The organism is Corynebacterium yudongzhengii (assembly GCF_003065405.1).
In the GTDB taxonomy this organism is placed as follows: Bacteria; Actinomycetota; Actinomycetes; order Mycobacteriales; family Mycobacteriaceae; genus Corynebacterium; species Corynebacterium yudongzhengii.
The window spans coordinates 1514686-1533994 of sequence record NZ_CP026947.1; the positions used below are offsets into that span (position 1 = coordinate 1514686).

Consider the following 19309-nt stretch of genomic DNA (forward strand, 5'->3'; position numbering starts at 1 on the left):
AAAGGAGCCCCACAGAAAGGAGTCCCACGAGGTCGAAACGAGCACTCCTTTAGGGGCGACTGCTTTCGACCTGCGTTAGCGCCGCATGCGAATAAGAGCACCCAGACCCAGCCCCAGCCGGCGGGCGGTTCCGTCGACGCTTCCGCACCACATCCAGCTAGCGCCGGCCTCCGCGACCGCGATCTCCACCGCGGCCACCACGCCCGCGGTCGCCACCCTTACGGTGACCACCACGTCCACCGCCGCCGCGTCGATCGCCACCACGGCCACCGCCACCGCGTCCGCCACGCGGTCCGCCCTTGCGGGGCGGACGTCCGTAGTCACGCTCGATGTTGATGAGCTCGCCGGCGATACGGGTATCGCGCAGGCGATCGAAGAACGAGGGGTCGAGGTTCTTCGGGAGCTCGACCAGCGAGTTCTCGTGCGTGATGGTGATGCGCCCGAAGTCGCGGGAGCTTAGGCCACCCTCGTTGGCCAACGCGCCGACGATGGCTCCTGGGCGCACGTGGTGACGCTTACCGACGGCCAGACGGTAGAGGTCGAAATCGCCGTCGTCACGCCGCGGGCCCTTGCCGCCCCGCCCGCGATCCTCGCGCTCGCGGCCGCGGCGCTTCTCCGGCGGCGGTTCCTTCATGAGGAACTCGTCGCCTGCCTGCGCCTGAGCGGCGAGGGCGGCGGCGATGTCCTCCATAGGAACGTCGTTCTGCTCGGCGTAGTCGCGCACGAGACTGCGGAAGATCTCGACCTGGTCAGACTCGAGGGACTCCGTGATCTTGTCGGCGAACTTCTTCTTGCGGGACTCGTTGACCTCGTCGACCGTGGGAAGGTCCATCTCCTCGAGCTCGGCCTTGGTGGCGCGTTCGATCGAGCGCAGCATGCGGCGCTCGCGCGGAGTGACAAACAAAATCGCCTCGCCGCTACGCCCGGCGCGGCCGGTACGGCCGATGCGGTGGACGTAGGACTCGGTATCCTTCGGGATGTCGTAGTTGAGCACGTGCGAGATGCGCTCGACGTCGAGGCCGCGGGCGGCCACGTCCGTCGCCACGAGGATGTCGAGGCGGCCGTCCTTGAGCTGATCGACGGTGCGTTCGCGCTGCGCCTGGTTGATGTCGCCGTTGATGGCGGCAGACGAGAAGCCGGCGTCGCGCAGCTTGTCCGCGAGTTCCTCGGTCTCCTGCTTGGTGCGCACGAAGACGATCATGGCGTCGAAGTCCGTGACCTCGAGGATGCGGGTGATCGCGTCGAGCTTGTTGCGGTGCGCCGTCATGAGGTAGCGCTGCTCGATGTTGGTGGCGGTGCGCGTCTGGGACTTGACGGTGACCTCGACGGGGTCGTCGAGGTACTGACCCGAGATGCGCCGGATGCCCGTCGGCATGGTGGCCGAGAACAGAGCGACCTGCTTGTCGTCCGGGGTGTCTTCGAGGATGCGCTCGACATCCTCCTGGAAGCCCATGTTGAGCATCTCGTCGGCCTCATCGAGCACGAGGAAGCTCAGATTCGAAATGTCGAGCGAGCCACGCTCCAAGTGGTCGATGACGCGCCCCGGCGTGCCGACGATCACCTGCGCGCCCCGACGCAGACCAGACAGCTGGATGCCGTAGGCCTGGCCGCCGTAGATCGGCAGGATCTCGACCCCGCCGAGGTGGTCCGCGAAGGACTGGAAGGAATCGGCGACCTGCAAGGCGAGTTCGCGGGTCGGCGCGAGGACGAGGGCTTGGGGGCTGCGGTCGTCGATATCAATCTGCGACAAGACCGGCAGCGCGAACGCGGCCGTCTTGCCGGTACCCGTCTGGGCGAGGCCGACGACGTCGCGGCCTTCCATCAGCAGCGGGATGGTCTGTTCCTGGATGGGCGAAGGGTTTTCAAAGCCCACGCGCTTCACGGCGTCAAGGACCTTGTCCGAAAGGCCGAGTCCAGCAAATCCGTTGGTGGTGGCGTTGTCTTCGGCAGCGGCCTCGTCGGCCGAGGATTCTGCGTTGGCGCCCTGGTTGTCGTTGTCCGCGTCGGCGTTTTCTGCCTGTGCGGAGCCGGTGGACTCAGAAGCGTTCGCATCCCTGGTGTCGTTGGCAGCCTGAGCTGCGTCACCCTGCGAGTTGTCCTGAGATTCCGACGTAGTGTAGTTATCCGGCTCGTTGACGCCGCCGGAGGCGTTTTCATCGGTAATGCTCATTGCCCTGGCAACAGTACGCTACGCATGGCTGATTCGCTATTCGTCTAGGCACGGCGATCGTCGACAAAAAGGCAGACCGCGACGGCGCCCATGACCACGACGATGAGGGGCACTGCCATCGCCGCCGCTGCGCCATAGGACGCCGGCGTGATCGTCTGCATCGTCGCTCCGAGCGCGGCCACCCCCACCACGGCGCCGACCTGCCGGGAGGTGACGTAGACGCCGGAGCCGGCGCCGACGATCTCTTTACCCAGCCCGCGCAGCGCGATCACCGAGTTCGGTGTCCACGCCAGCCCGAGCGCCGCACCGAGCAAAGAGACCGGAAGGATGAACCAGGGGATGGAGGCGTCGATAAGCATCAGTACCACGAAGAACACGAAGGCGGCGGCCATGCACCCGAAGCCGATCGGCGAGAGGATCCCGGGGCGGATGCGGTCGGTGAGCCGTCCGGCCACCGGGGAGAGGATCACCGAGATGATGCCCATCGGCACGACGATGAGCGCGGCGTGCTGCGGGGCGATGCCTGCGACCGTCTGGAGAAAGAGCATCAACGGCAGCTGGAAGGAGTAATTGACGAAGCCCAGGGCGAACACGGCGATGGTGGCGAGCCGGAAGTTGCGGTTGCGGAAAAGCCGCAGCGGCATGAGCGCACGCTCGCCGAGTCGGGCCTGCTCCCGGATAAACCAGCCGAAGGCCGCGATGCCGATGCCCAGCGAGGCCCAGATCAGCGGGCTCCAGCTGAGCTCCGGGCCCTGCTGCAGGCCGAAGACGATGCCGAACAGGGCGATGAGCGACAAGAGCGCAGAGCCGATCGCGATCGGCGGGGCGGATCTAGGCAGCCGAGGCACGAAGAGGGTCACGAGTATGAGGGCGAGAAGGCCCGCGGGGAGGTAGAGGGCGTAGGCGAAGCGCCAGTCGAAAAGCCCGACGATCACGCCGCCGATCACCGGGCCGAACAGGCTGGCGGAGCTGGCCACCGCCGCCCAGATGCCGACGGCCTGTCCCCGCGAAGAACGCGGGAAGATCCGGTTGATGATGGACAGGGGTTGCGGGTTGAGAAGGCTCGCCCCCAGGCCCTGGAGGGCGCGCATGGCGATAACGAACTCGATCGTCGTCGCGAGTGCCGTGCCGAAGGCGCCGGCGATGAAACCGACCATGCCGAGCAAATAGATCCGGCGGTGGCCGAAGCGGTCGCCGAGGCGGCCGGTGATGAGCATCGGCACCGCGAAGGCCAGCAGGAATACCGCGGGGACCCAGAAGATCTGGTTGACGCTGGCGTCGAACTCGGCCTGGATTTCGGGGAGCGCGACCGCGACGAGCGCGGGATCCATAAGGGTCAGAAACATCCCGATACACATGGCGACGAGCGCGAGGTAGGCCGCGCGCAACTCCCCGTGCGACTCGGCGTTATGTGCGTCGGCGGCCACGGGGTGTGATCCTCTTGATCCACGTCGGGGCGGGGCAGCGGGTGCCTAAGGTCTCGCGGCTGACGGACCACATGGCGACGGCGACGACCGCGATCACCGCGGAAGACGCGAAGGCAACGCGGAAGCCATAAACATCAGCGAGCATGCCGACGAGCACGGGGCCGATGATCTGGCCGAGATCCATCGCCATCTGGTAGGTCGATAGCACCTTGCCGCCGGAACGGTGGTTGCCGATGACATCGGCGAGCACCGCCTGCTGCGCGGGGTTGAGCAGGCCGGCGGCCATGCCGGAAAGGACAGAGACGCCCAACAGCAGTGGCGCGGTATCCGCGAAGCCGAGCAGCGCCATGAGCACCGCACTGCCGATCAGACCGATGATGATCAGCGGCTTGCGGCCATAGGTATCTGCCAGGCGCCCGGAGAACTGCAGCACCACCGCGTTACCCAGCGCGTAGGCGGCCAAGGCGAAGCCGGCAATCGCACCGCCGTTGGCGAACACGGCCGCGGCGAACAGCGGCAGCACCGAGACGCGGATGCCCATGTTGATCCAGCCGTGCGCGATATTCGAGCTCAAAGCGGCGCGATAGGCCTGATCGCGCAGCGCTTCCGCCAGCGGCATCGGTGGCTGGGCCGAGGTCTTGCGGGGATCGTCGGCGGCGTCCGTATGCGTGGGCATGCGCCACCACACGACGAACGCGGCCAACGCCACCCCGATGCCGTAGATGACGAACGGCCAGCGATAACCCAGAAAGCTCATCGCGGCGCCGGCGACCGGACCGATGACGTTGCCGATCAAAAACGCCGAGCCATAGACCGCGGAGGCGCGGCCGCGGGAATCCGGCGGGGAGATCTTCACGATGAGCCCCATCGCCGAGACGGTGAACATCGTCGAGCCGATGCCCGCCAGCGCCCGGAGGGCGACGATCTGCCAGTACTCCGAGACCACGGAGATCAGCCCCGTGCTCACGGCGACGGTCATAAGGCCGGTCAGATAGACCTTGCGGGAGCCGAGCCTATCCACCAGCGAGCCAGAGACCGGGGCAAAGACCAGCCGGGCGCCGGAGAAGACGGAAACGACGAGGCCGGCGGCCGCCATGGAGACATCGAAACTGACGACGAACTGCGGCAGCAACGGGGCGATCAGCCCGTAGCCTAAAGCGATGATGAACGCCGCCGCGACGAGGACCCAGATCTCCGTGGGCAGCGGCGTACGCCCACGGCGAGGGGAAGAAGCGGAAGATGACATGGCGACTACTTAGCCTAGCCCCTTAGGCAAACTGGCCGGCCCGCCCCGGTTTTTCGAATCTATGTTCGAGCCCTCAGGCGGTCCTGTCCGGGGTGTTTATTAGCGTGCGAGACATGCACAAGATCAACCACGCACGCACCACCGCCCACCGCACCCGATCCAACCTCAACCCCGGCCAGCTGGCCGATCGCATAGCCCAGCGGCACCACGATGTGCTGGGCACCCTGTACACCATGCTGCGCCATCCCCGCTCACTGGCACGCACCAGCGCCGCCTGGCGGCCAATCACGCTGGGCCTGCCGGCGGTCTCCGGCTATCCGGAACTGAGCGCGTCGGTCACCCGCCACCGGGTCGGGCCCCGCGCCCGAGCCCGCGCACTCGGCTACGGCGGGCGCAGCGAACCGGCCTACGTCATCGCGATACGCATCACCGATCCCGCCGGCGGCCGGGTCGATCCGACTCTGAGCGAGGCCTGGCTACGCGCACTCGTCGGCGAGCTGCACATCGAATGTGTCCACGAGCTGGGCGACGGCCACACCCTCACCTTCGTCTGGCTGGCCGACGCGCACTACCAGCCCGTGCCCTCCCCCAGCTCCTTGTTCGCCGGGTTCAGCGACGCGGCCTAGTTGTCCGTGTCGATGTCGTCGAAGTTGATGGCATCTTCGTCGAAGAAGTCGAGGGGATCGACGTCGCCGAAATCGGGGAAGTCGAGGGGATCGAGCTGGCTCTCCCACTCCTCGGCTTGGTCGGAGGCGAGGGACAGAACGTCGAAAAGCTTGTCGAAGTCCTCGAAATCACCCAGCACGAGGACCTCTTCGGAGAGATCCGACTGCAGGTTGTTAAACAGGCGTGCGCGGTCTTCCTCCGAGAGAGCGGCCGGGACCTCCGGCCCCCACACCTCATCGATGGCCTCGTCCAACCACTCGTCCATCTCGTGGGAGGTGACCACGAACTTCACGTGGGCCACCACGGAGTGTTCCTGAACGCTCACGCCTACGTGAATCTCGGCGCTCTGGCCGACATCGGCGCGCACGAGCGTCGGGTCGATATCGTCCGGGTAGAACGACAGATCGCTGATGCGCTCGTCGGTGCCCTGCAGAAGATCGCGCAGCAGGGTGACCACCTGGTTGGTCGCGACGTGCTCGCCGACGCGGGCGACCGCATCCTCCACGGAGAACACGACCGAGACGAGTGCGGACTGGAAGCCGTCATCATCTTCCGAGACGGCAGCGTCGGCGATATAGACGTTGGCCGCTGGCAGGTGCGGATCGATCTCGACGAACTGGATCTCGATCTCGGGGGTGATGGGGACAAACATGACATCGTCATGCACCCGGGACTCGATCCCCTCGGCATCGAGTGCGCTAGCAATATCTTCGAAGAAGCTCATGGTGGTCAGGCGTCCTTCCTGGGGCCGTTCCGCTTGCTGGACCTGTCGACGACCGCTACCGAGGCGATCGCTCACCTAGCCTAGTCCTGACTCCAGCCCCCTGCTAGGGCCGAATTCTCCACCGCGGCCGGCGTCACCGAATCGAGCCCCAACTCCGCCAAAAGATCGGGACGCCCGATGCCCCAATCCGTCATTTGGAAGCTCTCCCACGCCTGACGCTGCTTCTCCTTCGGCGCGTTTTCCACGCTGGATTCGGCGTCGAATACCCGCACCGCGTGCTCCGCGCGGCGATACCGCGGCCAGCTTGAAAGCGCCGTGCCGTGATGGATGAAGCTTCGCCACTGCGCCTGCATCTCGGCGGCCACCTCCCGAAAACCATCGTCCTTGCTCAGCCGGGAAATCGCCCCGGCGCGCGAGGAGCGCAGGTCGTTGAACACTACCGAGAGATCGAGCGTGTGCATCGCGCCGAGCCCGAGCCACCGCAGCGCCCGCGGGGCGTAGTCCATGCGATACATCCAGGTCGGCGCCACCTCGGAGTGCTGGTCGGCAACACGAACGGCCGGCGCCCAGAACATGACGTCGGCGAGGAGCTCGGCGAAGCACTCGCGGCGGGTGGCGCCGTGGTAGGACTCGAGGATGGTCTCGGTGAATTCGGGGTCGTAGACGTCGAGAAGCCGCCGCGCCGCCCGGTACCTGCGCGAGGAGCGCTGGTACATGAACTTGCCGAAGCTCGCCTCGTCCGCGTTCGTGCCGATGATCAGCGGAACCCGCGCCTGCTCGCCGTCGGCAAATACCGCCAGAGGATGCCTCGTCAGCAAAATCCCGTCGACCGTCGGCGCGAAGCAGGGGTTCAAATGCAAAAGCTCCTTGCCCACCCCGAGCATCGCCTGCCCGGCGCGCACCAAATCGCCGGCCTCGACCTCGCGGAGCTTATCGACGCCCGTGGACCGCCCCAACCCCATCTTCTCCACCAACCGGCGCGTCCACATGATCGACTGCGCCCGCGAATGGATCTGCGCAATCGGCGGCGACTGCGCGATCACCCGGTGGAAGAGGTCATGGGCGCTAGCGACCGCCATGAGCGATAACACGCTGGCGCCGCCGGCGGATTCGCCCATGATGGTGACATTTTTCGGATCCCCGCCGAACTCGGCGATGTTGTCCTGCACCCACCGCAGCGCGAGCACCTGGTCGTGCAGCGCGGGGGTGGCGACGACATCGTCGCCCTCCGTCAAGCTGCGCATATCCAGATAGCCCAGCACCCCGAGCCGGAAGTTCACCGAGACGTACACGGCATCGAGGCCCGTGGCCAGGTTCCAGCCCTGTAGCACCGGCTCGAAAGACGACCCGACGAGGAAGGTGCCGCCGTGGAAGTAGACGACGACGGGCAGCTGTTCATCGGTGTTGGGCCGCACGATGTCGAGGTGGAGGCAGTCTTCGTCGCCTTCGGGCTTATCGCTCCAGGAGTTCGTCGGCTGCGGTGCCGGCGGGCCGAAGTCGGCGGCCGGGCGCACCCCCTGCCAGGGGCGCGCGGGGGTGGGCGCGCGAAATCGGCGACGCCCGGAGGTATCCGCACCGTAGTAGACGCCGCGCCACGTGCAGATCCCGGCATCGGTATCGATGAGACCGCGCACGGCGCCGGCGGTGGTGGTGACCACCTCTGGGTTGCGCCGCGTACCCGCCCACGTGTTCATGCCCGCGATTTTAAGGTCGCCGGCTGGATTCCTGCTGAGTTCTTTATGTTTAGACTTGATCGCCATGACCACGCGCAAGGACGTAGACACCGAGCTTAAAGACCTGACCACCGAGACTGCTGACATCGAGGAGTCGGTCGGCCGTGCCGGCAAGATCTTGATCTCTGCGCTCAATCGCGCCGTGCGCATGCAGACCTCCGCGATCGATCCTTATCTGCGGGCCATGCGCCGCAGGAACCCGGAGGCGTCTCCGGCGGAGGTCCAGGAGATGCTCGATAAGCACTTCCTGCGGCTGGCGTCTGGTTCGGGCGGCGGTGCGGGCGCGGCAGCCGCGATCCCGGGCGTGGGGCTGATGACGGGCACCGCCGCCATCGCCGGCGAGTCGTTGATCTTTCTGGATGCCGCCGCCTTCTTCACTATCGCGAGCGCGCGGCTGCGCGGCGTCGATATCGACGACCCCGAGCGGCGCCGCACGCTCGTGCTACTGGCGCTGCTCGGCGGGCAGGGCAACCAACTAGTCGAGGCCGTCGTCGGCGATCTGGAGCGCAACCCGAAAACCGGGGTGTTTTCGGCGGTCACCGCGGTGGGACGCATGTCGGGCCCGCGCCTGCAGCCGCTGAACAACCGGCTGGTGCGGTTGGTGCTGAAGCGTTTCACCCGCAAGCTGATGCGTGGCTGGATCGGAAAGATCATGCCCATGGGGGTGGGAGCTGTGGCGGGTGTGGTGCTCAACCGTCGATTAGCGCGCCGCATCATTGCGAACGTCGGCGAGTCCTTGGGCGCCCCGCCGGCGGAGTTTTCCACCCCTGCCCCGAAGCCTGCCGAGAAGAGGAAGCGCTCTTCGCGCTTCGGGTGGGCGAAACGCATCCTGCCGGGGCGGAAGAAGGACACGGATATCGACGACGAAGCCACCGATCTCGACCGCCTCGCCTTGGATGCCATGGAGGCCGACAAGAAGTAGCGACTCCTTCCATGAATTCGGGGTGGACTATGGCTTAGGTCGCGGTTTCAACCGTAGGATGGTGACCGGAATGGGCGCGAAGGGATTCTTTAAGCCCCTGGCCTGACTTATCCACGTGTGTCCAGCGCCCGTTAGGCTAGGGTTGAACATCACGAATCCCACAATTGTCAACGATGTAATGAGGAGTGCCTCTACTGTGAGCAGCGCTAGCACGTTCGGCCAGAACCAGTGGCTGGTCGACGATATGTACCAGCAGTTCAAGAAGGATCCGGACTCGGTCAGTTCGGAGTGGCGCGAGCTGTTCGAGAAGCATGGGGAGCCGCGCTCCGCGGCAGCGAAGAAGGACACTACTACCTCTTCGGCCTCCCAGCACTCCGCATCGTCCGATTCCTCTCAGGGCAATGACACCCAGGCTGGTGAGAAGGGCGTGAAGGCCGGCGCTACCGCGAAGGCCCCGAAGAAGCCGAAGACCGTCACCCCCGGTAACGAGGTCAAGGCCACCACCGAAGAGAAGGCCGCCAAGAAGGAGAAGCCGGCGAAGAAGGCCCCGCAGTCGCCGATGGCTAAGGCGAAGGACGCCCCAGAGGCAGGCGAGAAGCAGCTGAAGGGCATGTTCAAGGCCATCGCTAAGAACATGGAGGAATCCCTCGAGATTCCCACCGCGACCACCGTGCGCGACATGCCGGTGAAGGTTATGTGGGAAAACCGCCAGATGATCAACGATCATCTCAAGCGCACCCGCGGCGGCAAGATCTCGTTTACCCACATCATCGGCTACGCCGTCGTGCGCGCCGTGATGAACCACCCGAGCCTGAACCTGCGCTACGAGCTCGGCGAGAAAGAGCGCCCGTACGCCATCACCCCGGAGCACATCAACCTGGGTCTGGCCATTGACTTAGAGCAGAAGGACGGCACCCGCGCCCTCGTCGTCGCCGCCATCAAGGAATGCGAGAAGATGGACTTCTCGGAGTTCGTCGAGGGTTACGACGATATCGTCTCCCGTGCTCAGGCGGGCAAGTTGAAGCTGGAGGACTACCAGGGGGTGACCATCTCCCTGACCAACCCGGGCGGCATCGGCACCCGCCACTCCATCCCCCGTCTGACGAAGGGCCAGGGCGCCATCATCGGCGTCGGCTCCATGGACTACCCCGCCGAGTTCGCTGGCACCGCGCCGGATCGCCTCGCCGATATGGGTGTGGGCCGCCTGCTGACTTTGACCTCCACCTACGATCACCGCATCATCCAGGGCGCGGAGACCGGTGAGTTTTTGCGCACCATCTCCCAGCTGCTTGTCGACGACAAGTTCTGGGACCACCTCTTCGAGTGCATGGGCGTGCCCTACGCCCCGATCCGCTGGGCGCAGGACCTGCCGAACACCGGCATCGACAAGAACACCCGCGTCATGCAGCTGATCGAGGCCTACCGCTCCCGCGGCCACCTCATCGCGGATACCAACCCGCTCGGCTGGCAGCAGCCGGGTCTGCCGATCCCGGATCACCGCGACCTGGATCCGGCCACCCACGGTCTGACGCTGTGGGATCTGGACCGCACCTTCAACGTCGGCGGCTTCGCCGGGCGTGAGACGATGACCCTGCGCGAGGTCATGCAGACCCTGCGCGAGGCCTACACGCTGAAGGTGGGCTCCGAATACACCCACATCCTCGACCGCGACGAGCGCGAGTGGCTGCAGGACCGCCTCGAGGCCGGCATGCCGAAGCCGACCAACGCCGAGCAGAAGTACATCCTGCAGAAGCTCAACGCCGCCGAGGCCTTCGAGAACTTCCTGCAGACCAAATACGTCGGCCAGAAGCGCTTCTCGCTGGAGGGCGCCGAGGCCCTCATCCCGATGATGGACGCCGTCATTGACACCGCCGCCGGCCAGGGTCTCGACGAAGTCGTCATCGGCATGCCGCACCGCGGTCGCCTCAACGTGCTGTTCAACATCGTCGGCAAGCCTCTGTCCGATATTTTCGAGGAGTTCGAGGGCCGCATGACCGGTGGCCAGGACGGCGGCTCCGGCGACGTGAAGTACCACCTCGGCGCCGAGGGCGAGCACATCCAGATGTTCGGCGATGGCGAGATCAAGGTCTCGCTGACCGCCAACCCCTCGCACCTCGAGGCCGTCAACCCGGTCATGGTGGGTATCTCCCGCGCCAAGCAGGACCTGCTGGACAAGGGTGACGACGGCTACACCGTCATGCCCCTCATGCTCCACGGCGATGCCTCCTTCGCCGGACTCGGCGTGGTCCAGGAGACCATCAACCTGTCCCAGCTGCGTGGCTTCAAGGTCGGCGGTTCCGTCCACATCGTGGTGAACAACCAGATCGGCTTCACCACCACCCCGGATTCTTCGCGCTCCACCTACTACGCCACCGACCTGGCCAAGGGCTTCGATTCCCCGGTCTTCCACGTCAACGGCGACGACCCGGAGGCCGTCGTGTGGGTCGCGCAGCTCGCGACCGAGTACCGCCGCCGCTTCGGCAAGGACGTCTTCATCGACCTGATCACCTACCGTCGCCGCGGCCACAACGAGGCCGATGACCCGACCATGACCCAGCCGGAGATGTACGAGCGCATCAACGATCGCTCCACCGTCCGCGAGAAGTACACCCAGGAGCTCTCCGGACGCCACGACATCTCCGAGGAAGAGGCCGAGGCAGCAGCACGCGACTTCTCCGACCAGATGGAGTCCGTCTTCACCGAGGTCAAGGAATCCGAGAACGCCGGCCCGCAGGAGCAGACCGGCATCACCAGCTCCCAGGAGCTCACCCGCGGCCTGGACACCTCCGTGTCGCTGGAGTCGCTAAAGGCAATCGGCGACGCCTACGCCAACCCGCCCGAGGGCTTCACCTACCACAAGCGCGTCAAGCCGATCGCGAAGAAGCGTCGCCAGTCCATCGACGAGGGCGGCATCGACTGGGCCTGGGCCGAGCTGCTGGCCTTCGGCACCCTCGCGGCCGAGGGCAAGACCGTGCGCCTCTCCGGTGAGGACTCCCGCCGCGGTACCTTCACCCAGCGCCACGGCGTCGCCTTCGACGCCGAGACCGGTGCCGAGTACAACCCGCTGAACGAGGCAGCCGCTGCCACCGGCAACGGCGGTAAGTTCATGATCTACAACTCGGCGCTCACCGAGTACGCGGGCCTCGGCTTCGAGTACGGCTACTCCGTCGGCAACGTCGACGCCGTCACCGCCTGGGAGGCTCAGTTCGGCGACTTCGTCAACGGTGGCCAGACCATCATCGACCAGTACATCTCCTCCGGTGAGGCCAAGTGGGGCCAGCTGTCGAACCTGATCATGCTGCTGCCGCACGGCTACGAGGGGCAGGGCCCGGATCACTCGTCGGCACGTATCGAGCGCTTCCTGCAGCTCGCCGCGGAGGGTTCCTACACCGTGACCCAGCCGACGGTCCCGGCGAACTACTTCCACCTGCTGCGTCGCCACGCACTGGGTTCGATGCGCCGCCCGCTGATCGTCTTCACCCCGAAGTCGATGCTGCGTAACAAGGCCGCCACCTCCACCGCCGAAGAGTTCACCGACGTGAAGAAGTTCCACTCGGTGATCAACGACCCGCGCCTGGTGGACCTCGACGGCAACAAGGTCGGCGACACCGACAAGGTCAAGACCGTCCTGCTCTGCTCCGGCAAGATCTACTGGGAGCTGGAGAAGAAGCGTGAGGAGCTCGGCCGCGAGGACGTCGCCATCGTGCGCATCGAGATGATCCACCCGATCCCGTTCAACCGGATCAAGGACGCCCTCGATGCCTTCCCGAACTACGCGGAAGTCCGCTTCGTCCAGGACGAGCCGGCCAACCAGGGCCCGTGGCCGTTCCTCAACGAGCACCTGCCGAACCTCATCCCGGACATGCCGGCGATGAAGCGGGTCTCCCGCCGCCCGCAGTCCTCGACTGCGACCGGTATCGCGAAGGTGCACCAGCTCGAGCAGAAGGCTCTGCTTGAGGAGGCGTTCGAGGACTAAAGTTTCCGGGGTTTCCGGGGCTTATGGGTGCTTCCGGGTGCTTCCGGGTGCTGACGCCCCGTTGAGGTGCTGATCTTAAGGTTGGTGCCTCGGCGGGGCGTTTTTGCGTGCGCTTGTGGTTCGGTTTTGCGCTGTTCCTTGGACAAACGTGCATAGTTCGGTTGCGCTGTATTCCGAGGCCGGCCCGGCAGAAGGCGAGAGGCTTCACGGAAGGGGCTGATGAGGCGGATGGGGCCACCGAATGGCGATACTGGGCACCTGCCGCTCTGCGCTTTCATGTTGCGCTTGCGCTGGTCGAAAGGAGCCTCTACTAAACGAGTCCCGCGAGGTCGAAAGGAAGAGCCCTTTCGATACACCTCCCTTCGACCAGCGATAGCGCTGCATGGCGGGTCGGTCCGGGTAGACGGTGAGAGCCTCACGGGAGAGACCAGTGAGACGGATGGGACCACCGAGCGACGACACTAACCGCCTGCCCCTCCGAACCCCCATGCCGCGCTTGCGCTGGTCGAAATCACCCCGACAGAAACGAGTCCCACGAAGTCGAAAGGAGCACCGTTTACGGGGTCCTTTCGTGAGGGTGAATTCGACTTCGCGCCCCTCCAAGCACCCGCGCCCTCCAAGCATCCGTGCCCTCCAAGCACCCCACCGCCCCGCACCCCAACGCAGCTAACCGTTCACCCCGCTAAAGCCGCCGCCGTCGTCGGAGTCGGAATCGCCGAGTTCGCCGGAGTCGGTGTCCGCCACGCCGACCCAGTCGGTGACGACTTCTGGGATCGTGGCGCCGTCGTCGATCTTTTCGGCCATCTCGTCGAGGTCCTGGGTGGTCACGAGTTTCGTGTAGTAGTCGAGGGCCTCGAGCTCCTCGCGGTCGAAGAGGGAGGAGTGGAACACCGGCACGACCTGCTGCGGCAGCTTTCCGTGCACCGGGGAGTCTTCGCACGCCTCGGCGCCGGACTGGTCGGTGGCGGTCACCCCGCCGGGCAGTGAGCGGCGGAAGGACTCGAAGGTCTCGATGGCGACCGTGGGATCGTGGGCGTGGGTGTCGGTGTCGGCGGATTCGACCTCGGCGACGAGGTCGCGTGCGCGGGAAGGGTCGGCCTGGTGCAAAAGATCGCCGGTGCAGCCGATGATGAAGTCGCTCGTTCGGGAAGCGACAGATTCTATCTGGTTCTCGTGGTCGCCCTCGTCAACGACCGTGACCTCCGCGTCCCGGCTCTCGCGGGCGAGCGCGCGAAGGTAGATTTCCGCCATGATCTGTTGTTTGTCGGAAGTATCAGACACCGCGATGACCACGGGCCGCCCGCTCGCGTGGGCAGGTTCCCGGCCGGGTTCCGCAGCCGCGCAGCCCGTCAGTGTGGTGGCAATCAGCGCCAGCCCGGCGAGCAGGCGGACGGCCGAACGCGGGCGGCGCGTGCGGGGCGTGTGCTTCACGATTCAACTCCTTGCCGGTCGGTGCCCTGGCGGAGTCAGTCTACTATCGACGTCTTAGCGATCGAGATCTTCATCCTTCTCGGAGCGCTCGTCCGCGCGGTCTTCCAGACGAGCCTGGTTCTCGGTGGGCGTCGGCCCGGCGAATCCCATCTCCTCCGGGTGCTGGCGGCGCGGCTGGTCCGCCAGTCCCATATCGGCGATCATGTCGCGGGCGCGGGTGGCGTACTGCTCGGAGCACAGGACGTCGTAACGGCCGGCGACGATCGAGGTCTGCGAGGTAAAGTCACGCCGGCCGCCGGTCACACCGTAGGAGACGGCCGCCATGACGACACCGAAGATCGCACCCATGATCACGCCCCACAGGATCGGACCGAGTAGTGCCGGGCTGAAGATGCTGAGCAGCAGGCCGATGAACAGACCGATCCATGCACCCGAGGCCGCGCCGCAGAGCAGGACCTTCGGCCAGGTCAGCCGACCCAGGACGTTTTCCACCTGGATGAGGTCGACGCCGACGATGGACAGGTGCTCGACGGGAAACTCGTTGTCGGACAGCGTATCGACGGCTGCCTGCGCCTTCTCATACGTGGTGAAGCTGCCGACCGGCCAGCCGGTGGGACGAGAGCGGTTCGGACGACGGTTGTTTACGGCCATATGCGGGCAGAATCCTTTCCGGGTACGTGTGTCTTGGGGTTTCAGCCTACACAACACAAACGTGGCACCATTTATTCCAACTTTTCCGTAACCCCGCGTAACCCCGCTTTTCGCTGCGTTCGGTTGGTTTAAGCCCCGGCGTTTAGACTGGCCAACCATGAGTGCTGTTAGCCGGGTTTATGCCGGACGACTGGTCGGCCTGCAGGTCCGCGGCCCTGACTTCGCGGTGATCGGGCGGGTGCGTGACGTCGTCGTCATCATCCGTTCCCACTCCGCCTCCCGCGCGTTGGGCCTGGTCGTCGAGCTGGCGAACAAACGCCGCATCTTCGTGCCCATGCTGCGCATCGCCGCCATCGAGCCGGGTGACGTAACCTTGTCGACGGGATCGGTGTCCATGCGCACGTTTATGCCGCGCACCACGGAGGTCACGGTGATGGGGGATATCGTCGGCTCCAAGGTGCATACCGACGACCCCGACGTCGCCGACCTGCACGGCCGCGCCGTCGAGATCGCCGACGTCGAGCTCGAGCGCACCCGCACCCGCGACTGGGCCATCTCGCGCATCGCGGTCTTCGCCGAGCGCCCGAAGTTCGGCCGCTCGCCGCGCCTGCGCACCGTCGACTTCGAGCGGGTCGAGGGCCTGTCGGTCTCCGGCGCGGGCGAGGCCACCCCGCTGGCGCAGACCATCGCGGAGTTCGACGACATGCATCCCACCGACATCGCGAACTTCATCAACGACCTCTCCCCCACCCGCCGCGGCCAGATCGCCCGCGAGCTCGACGACGAAAGGCTCGCCGACATCCTCGCCGAGCTTCCCGACGACGGCCAGGCCCAGATCCTCGGCACCCTGGACATCGAGCGTGCCGCGGACGTGCTGGAGGAGATGGACCCAGACGATGCCGCCGACGTGCTCCAGGAACTCGAACACGACAAGGCCGAGGTCCTCCTCGAACTCATGGATCCGGAGGAATCCGCCCCGGTGCGCCGCCTGATGAGCTTCGCCGACGACACCGTCGGTGCCCTCATGACCCCGGAGCCTCTCACCTTGACCCCGCAGACCACGGTGGCGGAGGCGCTGGCGCTCGCCCGGGACGAGGACCTGCCGACGTCGTTATCCTCCCTCATCTTCGTCGTGCGCCCGCCGACGGCCACCCCGACGGGGCGCTACCTCGGTTGCGTGCACCTACAGCGGCTGTTGCGCGAGCCGCCCTCGACGCTGATCGGCGGCATTCTCGACCCGGACTTCCCGCCGCTGTACGCGGACGATCACCAGGAGACCGCAGGCCGCTACTTCGCGGCCTACAACCTGGTGTGCGGGCCGGTTCTCGACGAGGACGGCCACCTGCTCGGCGCCGTCGCCGTCGACGACCTCATCGACCACCTGCTGCCCGAAAACTGGCGCGAAGAAGGCGTACGTCCCGATGACACGAGAAAGGTGAATCATGGCTGAGCCCACCCGGAGTGATCTGACCACGCCCGTCGGCACGCGGCGCCGCAGGCTGTTCCGCATCGACGACGAGTCCATCGGCGAGGCCGCCGAGACCGTCGCCCGGTTCTTCGGCACCGGCCGCTACCTCATGTGGCAGACGGTGGTCGTGGTCGTGTGGATCGCGCTGAACCTCGGCGGGTTCTGGTGGAACTGGGACCCCTACCCCTTCATCCTGCTCAACCTGGCGTTTTCCACGCAGGCCGCCTACGCCGCCCCGCTCATCCTGCTCGCGCAGAACCGCCAGGAGGACCGCGACAAGGTCACGCTGGCGGCGGATCGTCGTCGTGACGAGCTCACCAAAGCCGACACCGAGTTCCTCGCCCGCGAGCTCGCCAGGGTGCGCCTGAACCTGGGTGATACCGTCACCCGTGACTACCTGCGTCGGGAACTCGACGACATGCGCAGCCTCATGGGACGCATCGAGGCAAAACTTGACGACGCCACCGCCGACGACTACCAGGCACCCGAGGATCTGCACGAGCCCATCCAGGGCGATCTTTCCGATAAGCAGGCGAAGCGATAGACTCAAAAGCCATCATGACTGTCAACGAATCAACCGTGAACACCGCTCTGTCTCGCGTGGAGGACCCGGAGATCGGTAAGCCGATCACCAAACTCGACATGGTCAAATCCGTCGAGGTCAACGGCAACGACGTCGCCGTCGAGCTCTATTTGACCATCGCCGGCTGCCCGATGAAAAACACCATCGAGAACAACACCCGGGCCGCCCTCGAGGACATCGACGGCGTCGGTGACGTCACCGTCACCCTGGACGTCATGAGCGACGAGCAGCGCAAGGAGTTGCGCCGCAAGCTGCGCGGCGACGCCCAGGACCCGGTGATCCCCTTCGCCCAGCCCGGCTCGACCACCCGCGTCTACGCGGTGGCGTCGGGTAAAGGGGGTGTCGGCAAGTCCTCGGTGACCGTGAACCTGGCGCTCGCCCTCGCGAACAAGGGCCTGCAGGTCGGGGTCTTGGACGCCGACATCTACGGCCACTCCATCCCGGGCATGCTCGGCTCCGTGCAGCCGCCGACGGTTGTCGACGACATGATCCTCCCGCCCATCTCCCACGGCATTAAGAACATCTCTATTGCGCAGTTCGTCGAGGGCAACGCGCCCGTCGTCTGGCGGGGGCCGATGCTGCACCGCGCGATCCAGCAGTTCTTGGGGGATGTCTTCTGGGGTGATCTCGACATCCTGCTGATGGACCTGCCCCCGGGAACCGGCGACGTCGCGCTGTCCGTCGCCCAGTTGGTGCCGAACGCGGAGCTGCTCATCGTCACCACCCCGCAGGCCGCGGCCGCCGAGGTCGCCGAGCGTGCCGGCTCCATCTCCCAGCAGACCCGGCAGCGTATCGCGGGCGTGGTGGAGAACATGTCCGCGATGGCTCTTCCCGACGGCACCACCATGGACATCTTCGGCTCCGGCGGCGGCGAGACGGTCGCCGAGCGCCTCAGTGTGCTCACAGGTGCCGACGTCCCCCTCCTCGGCCAGATCCCCCTCGATCCGGCGCTGCGCCAACATGGCGACGACGGCCACCCCGTCGTCGGCTCCCAGCCGGACTCCCCGTCCGCGCAGGCACTGGCCGGAATCGCCGACAAGCTCGCCGTGCGCCGCACCTCCATCGCCGGCAAGCCGCTGGGGCTCGGGGTCACACGCTAGGTTCGGCTTTTACCAACGGACAGCGGCAGGCTGCCTCTAGGTGATGTCCTCCCACGAGAATCCGCCACCAGTTTCGTAATTCCCCTTAGACTGCGATGGGTTTTTCGGTGCCGGTGGCGGGCCTTGAGGATTGCGGGTCGGCTGCTGACGGCGCTGCTCCGGAGCAGAAGCCTGGCCAGAACGCCCAGAACCAGAACGCCCCGCCGCCGAACGCTTTTCCAGCGCATCCGCCTGCCGGCGCAGCCGCCGGGCAGCCTGCTGCGGCGTCTCCCGGGTGGTGTCGATCCCCGCCTCCGACAGAAGCGTGCGGGGGTCGAAGTCGTCGAGGGCGGATTCGTCGCCGTCGAAAAGCGCCTTCGTGATCGCCCGCCGCGGCCCCATGCGCGACCATTCCGCGGCCTGTGAAAGGGGCTCGCGGAATTCTTTGAGGTCGTCGCCGAGGGTGCCGTCGAGCTCGGCCCGGGCGTTCGCGATGGCGCGGCGCGCGGCGAAGATGGCCGCGCGGACGTCCTTGATGACCCCCGGGAGCCGTTCCGGTCCGATGATGATCAGGATGACCACCAACAGGACCAGGATCTCGCTCCAGTGGATATTGTCAAACACACATACACCTTATCTGGTGCGCGTCCGGCCGCCTATCCGCGTCCGCCGCGTGCCGGGCGGTGGCCATGCATGCGGCGGAAGGTGCGCACGAAAGTCTCGACGCGGTCGATCACGTCCTCCGGCTGGGCGGTGGGGGTGGCTTCGGCGGTGGGTCCGTCGGCAACAGGGCCGTCGGCGATGCCGGCTAGGCGGTTGAGGAGCTCGCGGGGAGCGCGGACCTGCGCGGACATGTTGGAGCCCTGCAGGATCTGGGCCGCGCGGCGTTGGGCATGGACCTCGTGTCGGCATTCGGGACACTGCACGACGTGCACGCGGGCGCGGTGGGCGGCGTTGTCGCTGAGTTCGTCGTCGACGAACGCCGCCACCGCCTCGTGGCTTAGGTGCTCGATCGAGCTGAATTCACGGGGCTGGGTGCGGCTCTTCAGGCGCTTGCGGCGCCCCAAACGGCCCAAACGCCCCAAATTCCACCCTCCGCTGACGCGGGACGCGGTGCTACCTAAGAGCGCACCCACGGAGTCCACCACGGACCGGCGCTTCGGCTTCTCGCCAAAATGTCCGCGCATACTGATCGCCGCCCTTTCCAACGTGTACGCAGGTCTCAGTTTCCGC

Annotated in this window: 15 protein-coding genes; 6 read left to right on the forward strand and 9 right to left on the reverse strand. The window is 66.1% G+C overall.

Annotated elements, in window-relative coordinates; genetic code table 11:
- Positions 1–157: 157 nt before the first annotated feature.
- Genes C3B44_RS07030 through C3B44_RS07040 form a run of 3 tightly spaced genes read right to left on the reverse strand, consistent with a single transcriptional unit; the run spans position 158 to position 4843 of the window.
- Complete coding sequence (locus C3B44_RS07030; RefSeq protein WP_108431758.1) at positions 158–2170, reverse strand: DEAD/DEAH box helicase; 2013 nt, start codon at positions 2168–2170, stop codon at positions 158–160.
- A 44-nt stretch (positions 2171–2214) separates the two neighbouring features.
- Complete coding sequence (locus C3B44_RS07035; RefSeq protein WP_108432600.1) at positions 2215–3528, reverse strand: MFS transporter; 1314 nt, start codon at positions 3526–3528, stop codon at positions 2215–2217.
- A 49-nt stretch (positions 3529–3577) separates the two neighbouring features.
- Entirely contained in the window at positions 3578–4843 is a 1266-nt protein-coding gene (locus C3B44_RS07040; RefSeq protein ID WP_108431759.1) for an MFS transporter, read from the reverse strand.
- Positions 4844–4956: 113 nt separating this feature from the next.
- Between C3B44_RS07040 and C3B44_RS07045 the strand changes: the two genes are divergently transcribed.
- A complete protein-coding gene (locus tag C3B44_RS07045) occupies positions 4957–5469 on the forward strand; it encodes a hypothetical protein (RefSeq protein WP_108431760.1) in 513 nt (170 codons plus the stop codon).
- On the opposite strand, the gene C3B44_RS07050 is transcribed toward C3B44_RS07045, so the two are convergent.
- Both C3B44_RS07050 and C3B44_RS07055 read right to left on the reverse strand, forming a co-directional pair.
- On the reverse strand, positions 5466–6233 hold the full coding sequence (locus C3B44_RS07050) for a hypothetical protein (protein ID WP_108431761.1): 768 nt from the start codon (positions 6231–6233) through the stop codon (positions 5466–5468). The two genes, C3B44_RS07045 and C3B44_RS07050, sit on opposite strands and share 4 nt — an antisense overlap.
- Positions 6234–6313: 80 nt before the next feature.
- On the reverse strand, positions 6314–7927 hold the full coding sequence (locus C3B44_RS07055) for a carboxylesterase/lipase family protein (protein WP_108431762.1): 1614 nt from the start codon (positions 7925–7927) through the stop codon (positions 6314–6316).
- Positions 7928–7991: 64 nt separating this feature from the next.
- Here C3B44_RS07055 and C3B44_RS07060 point away from each other — a divergent pair, with 64 nt between their 5' ends.
- Both C3B44_RS07060 and C3B44_RS07065 read left to right on the forward strand, forming a co-directional pair.
- Complete coding sequence (locus C3B44_RS07060; RefSeq protein WP_199222379.1) at positions 7992–8888, forward strand: hypothetical protein; 897 nt, start codon at positions 7992–7994, stop codon at positions 8886–8888.
- 196 nt (positions 8889–9084) lie between these two features.
- The gene (locus tag C3B44_RS07065; protein ID WP_108431763.1) at positions 9085–12864 is read left to right on the forward strand and encodes a multifunctional oxoglutarate decarboxylase/oxoglutarate dehydrogenase thiamine pyrophosphate-binding subunit/dihydrolipoyllysine-residue succinyltransferase subunit; all 3780 of its coding nucleotides are present in this window, start codon (positions 9085–9087) and stop codon (positions 12862–12864) included.
- Between the two features lie 666 nt (positions 12865–13530).
- Here the strand turns inward: C3B44_RS07065 and C3B44_RS07070 are convergent.
- Positions 13531–14295: a type 2 periplasmic-binding domain-containing protein gene (locus C3B44_RS07070; protein WP_108431764.1), complete on the reverse strand. Its 765-nt coding sequence runs from the start codon at positions 14293–14295 to the stop codon at positions 13531–13533.
- A 54-nt stretch (positions 14296–14349) separates the two neighbouring features.
- The gene (locus C3B44_RS07075) at positions 14350–14946 is read right to left on the reverse strand and encodes a general stress protein (protein WP_235840359.1); all 597 of its coding nucleotides are present in this window, start codon (positions 14944–14946) and stop codon (positions 14350–14352) included.
- A 157-nt stretch (positions 14947–15103) separates the two neighbouring features.
- On the opposite strand from C3B44_RS07075, the gene C3B44_RS07080 reads away from it, so the two are divergent.
- The 3 genes from C3B44_RS07080 to C3B44_RS07090 are packed head-to-tail and all read left to right on the forward strand — an operon-like array spanning position 15104 to position 18097.
- Positions 15104–16396: a magnesium transporter MgtE N-terminal domain-containing protein gene (locus tag C3B44_RS07080; protein WP_108431765.1), complete on the forward strand. Its 1293-nt coding sequence runs from the start codon at positions 15104–15106 to the stop codon at positions 16394–16396.
- Positions 16389–16958 carry a DUF1003 domain-containing protein gene (locus C3B44_RS07085; RefSeq protein ID WP_108431766.1) on the forward strand — a complete coding sequence of 190 codons (570 nt, stop codon included), beginning with the start codon at positions 16389–16391 and terminating at the stop codon, positions 16956–16958. The genes C3B44_RS07080 and C3B44_RS07085 overlap by 8 nt, the downstream gene beginning before the upstream one ends.
- Before the next feature lie 14 nt (positions 16959–16972).
- A complete protein-coding gene (locus C3B44_RS07090; RefSeq protein ID WP_108431767.1) occupies positions 16973–18097 on the forward strand; it encodes an Mrp/NBP35 family ATP-binding protein in 1125 nt (374 codons plus the stop codon).
- Between the two features lie 36 nt (positions 18098–18133).
- Here the strand turns inward: C3B44_RS07090 and C3B44_RS07095 are convergent, their stop codons facing one another.
- The gene (locus tag C3B44_RS07095; RefSeq protein ID WP_108431768.1) at positions 18134–18700 is read right to left on the reverse strand and encodes a twin-arginine translocase TatA/TatE family subunit; all 567 of its coding nucleotides are present in this window, start codon (positions 18698–18700) and stop codon (positions 18134–18136) included.
- 32 nt (positions 18701–18732) lie between these two features.
- Positions 18733–19263 (reverse strand): anti-sigma factor family protein, encoded by a 531-nt coding sequence (locus C3B44_RS07100; protein ID WP_108431769.1) that lies wholly within the window; start codon positions 19261–19263, stop codon positions 18733–18735.
- Positions 19264–19309: the final 46 nt, after the last annotated feature.

What these genes read in the sequence shown, in the direction of transcription:
- C3B44_RS07030 (WP_108431758.1), bottom strand. Translation starts at nt 2,170, where the DNA reads ATGAGCATTACCGATGAAAACGCCTCCGGCGGCGTCAACGAGCCGGAT.
- C3B44_RS07035 (WP_108432600.1), bottom strand. Translation starts at nt 3,528, where the DNA reads ATGTGTATCGGGATGTTTCTGACCCTTATGGATCCCGCGCTCGTCGCG.
- C3B44_RS07040 (WP_108431759.1), bottom strand. Translation starts at nt 4,843, where the DNA reads ATGTCATCTTCCGCTTCTTCCCCTCGCCGTGGGCGTACGCCGCTGCCC.
- C3B44_RS07045 (WP_108431760.1), top strand. Translation starts at nt 4,957, where the DNA reads ATGCACAAGATCAACCACGCACGCACCACCGCCCACCGCACCCGATCC.
- C3B44_RS07050 (WP_108431761.1), bottom strand. Translation starts at nt 6,233, where the DNA reads ATGAGCTTCTTCGAAGATATTGCTAGCGCACTCGATGCCGAGGGGATC.
- C3B44_RS07055 (WP_108431762.1), bottom strand. Translation starts at nt 7,927, where the DNA reads ATGAACACGTGGGCGGGTACGCGGCGCAACCCAGAGGTGGTCACCACC.
- C3B44_RS07060 (WP_199222379.1), top strand. Translation starts at nt 7,992, where the DNA reads ATGACCACGCGCAAGGACGTAGACACCGAGCTTAAAGACCTGACCACC.
- C3B44_RS07075 (WP_235840359.1), bottom strand. Translation starts at nt 14,946, where the DNA reads ATGGCCGTAAACAACCGTCGTCCGAACCGCTCTCGTCCCACCGGCTGG.
- C3B44_RS07080 (WP_108431765.1), top strand. Translation starts at nt 15,104, where the DNA reads ATGAGTGCTGTTAGCCGGGTTTATGCCGGACGACTGGTCGGCCTGCAG.
- C3B44_RS07085 (WP_108431766.1), top strand. Translation starts at nt 16,389, where the DNA reads ATGGCTGAGCCCACCCGGAGTGATCTGACCACGCCCGTCGGCACGCGG.
- C3B44_RS07090 (WP_108431767.1), top strand. Translation starts at nt 16,973, where the DNA reads ATGACTGTCAACGAATCAACCGTGAACACCGCTCTGTCTCGCGTGGAG.
- C3B44_RS07100 (WP_108431769.1), bottom strand. Translation starts at nt 19,263, where the DNA reads ATGCGCGGACATTTTGGCGAGAAGCCGAAGCGCCGGTCCGTGGTGGAC.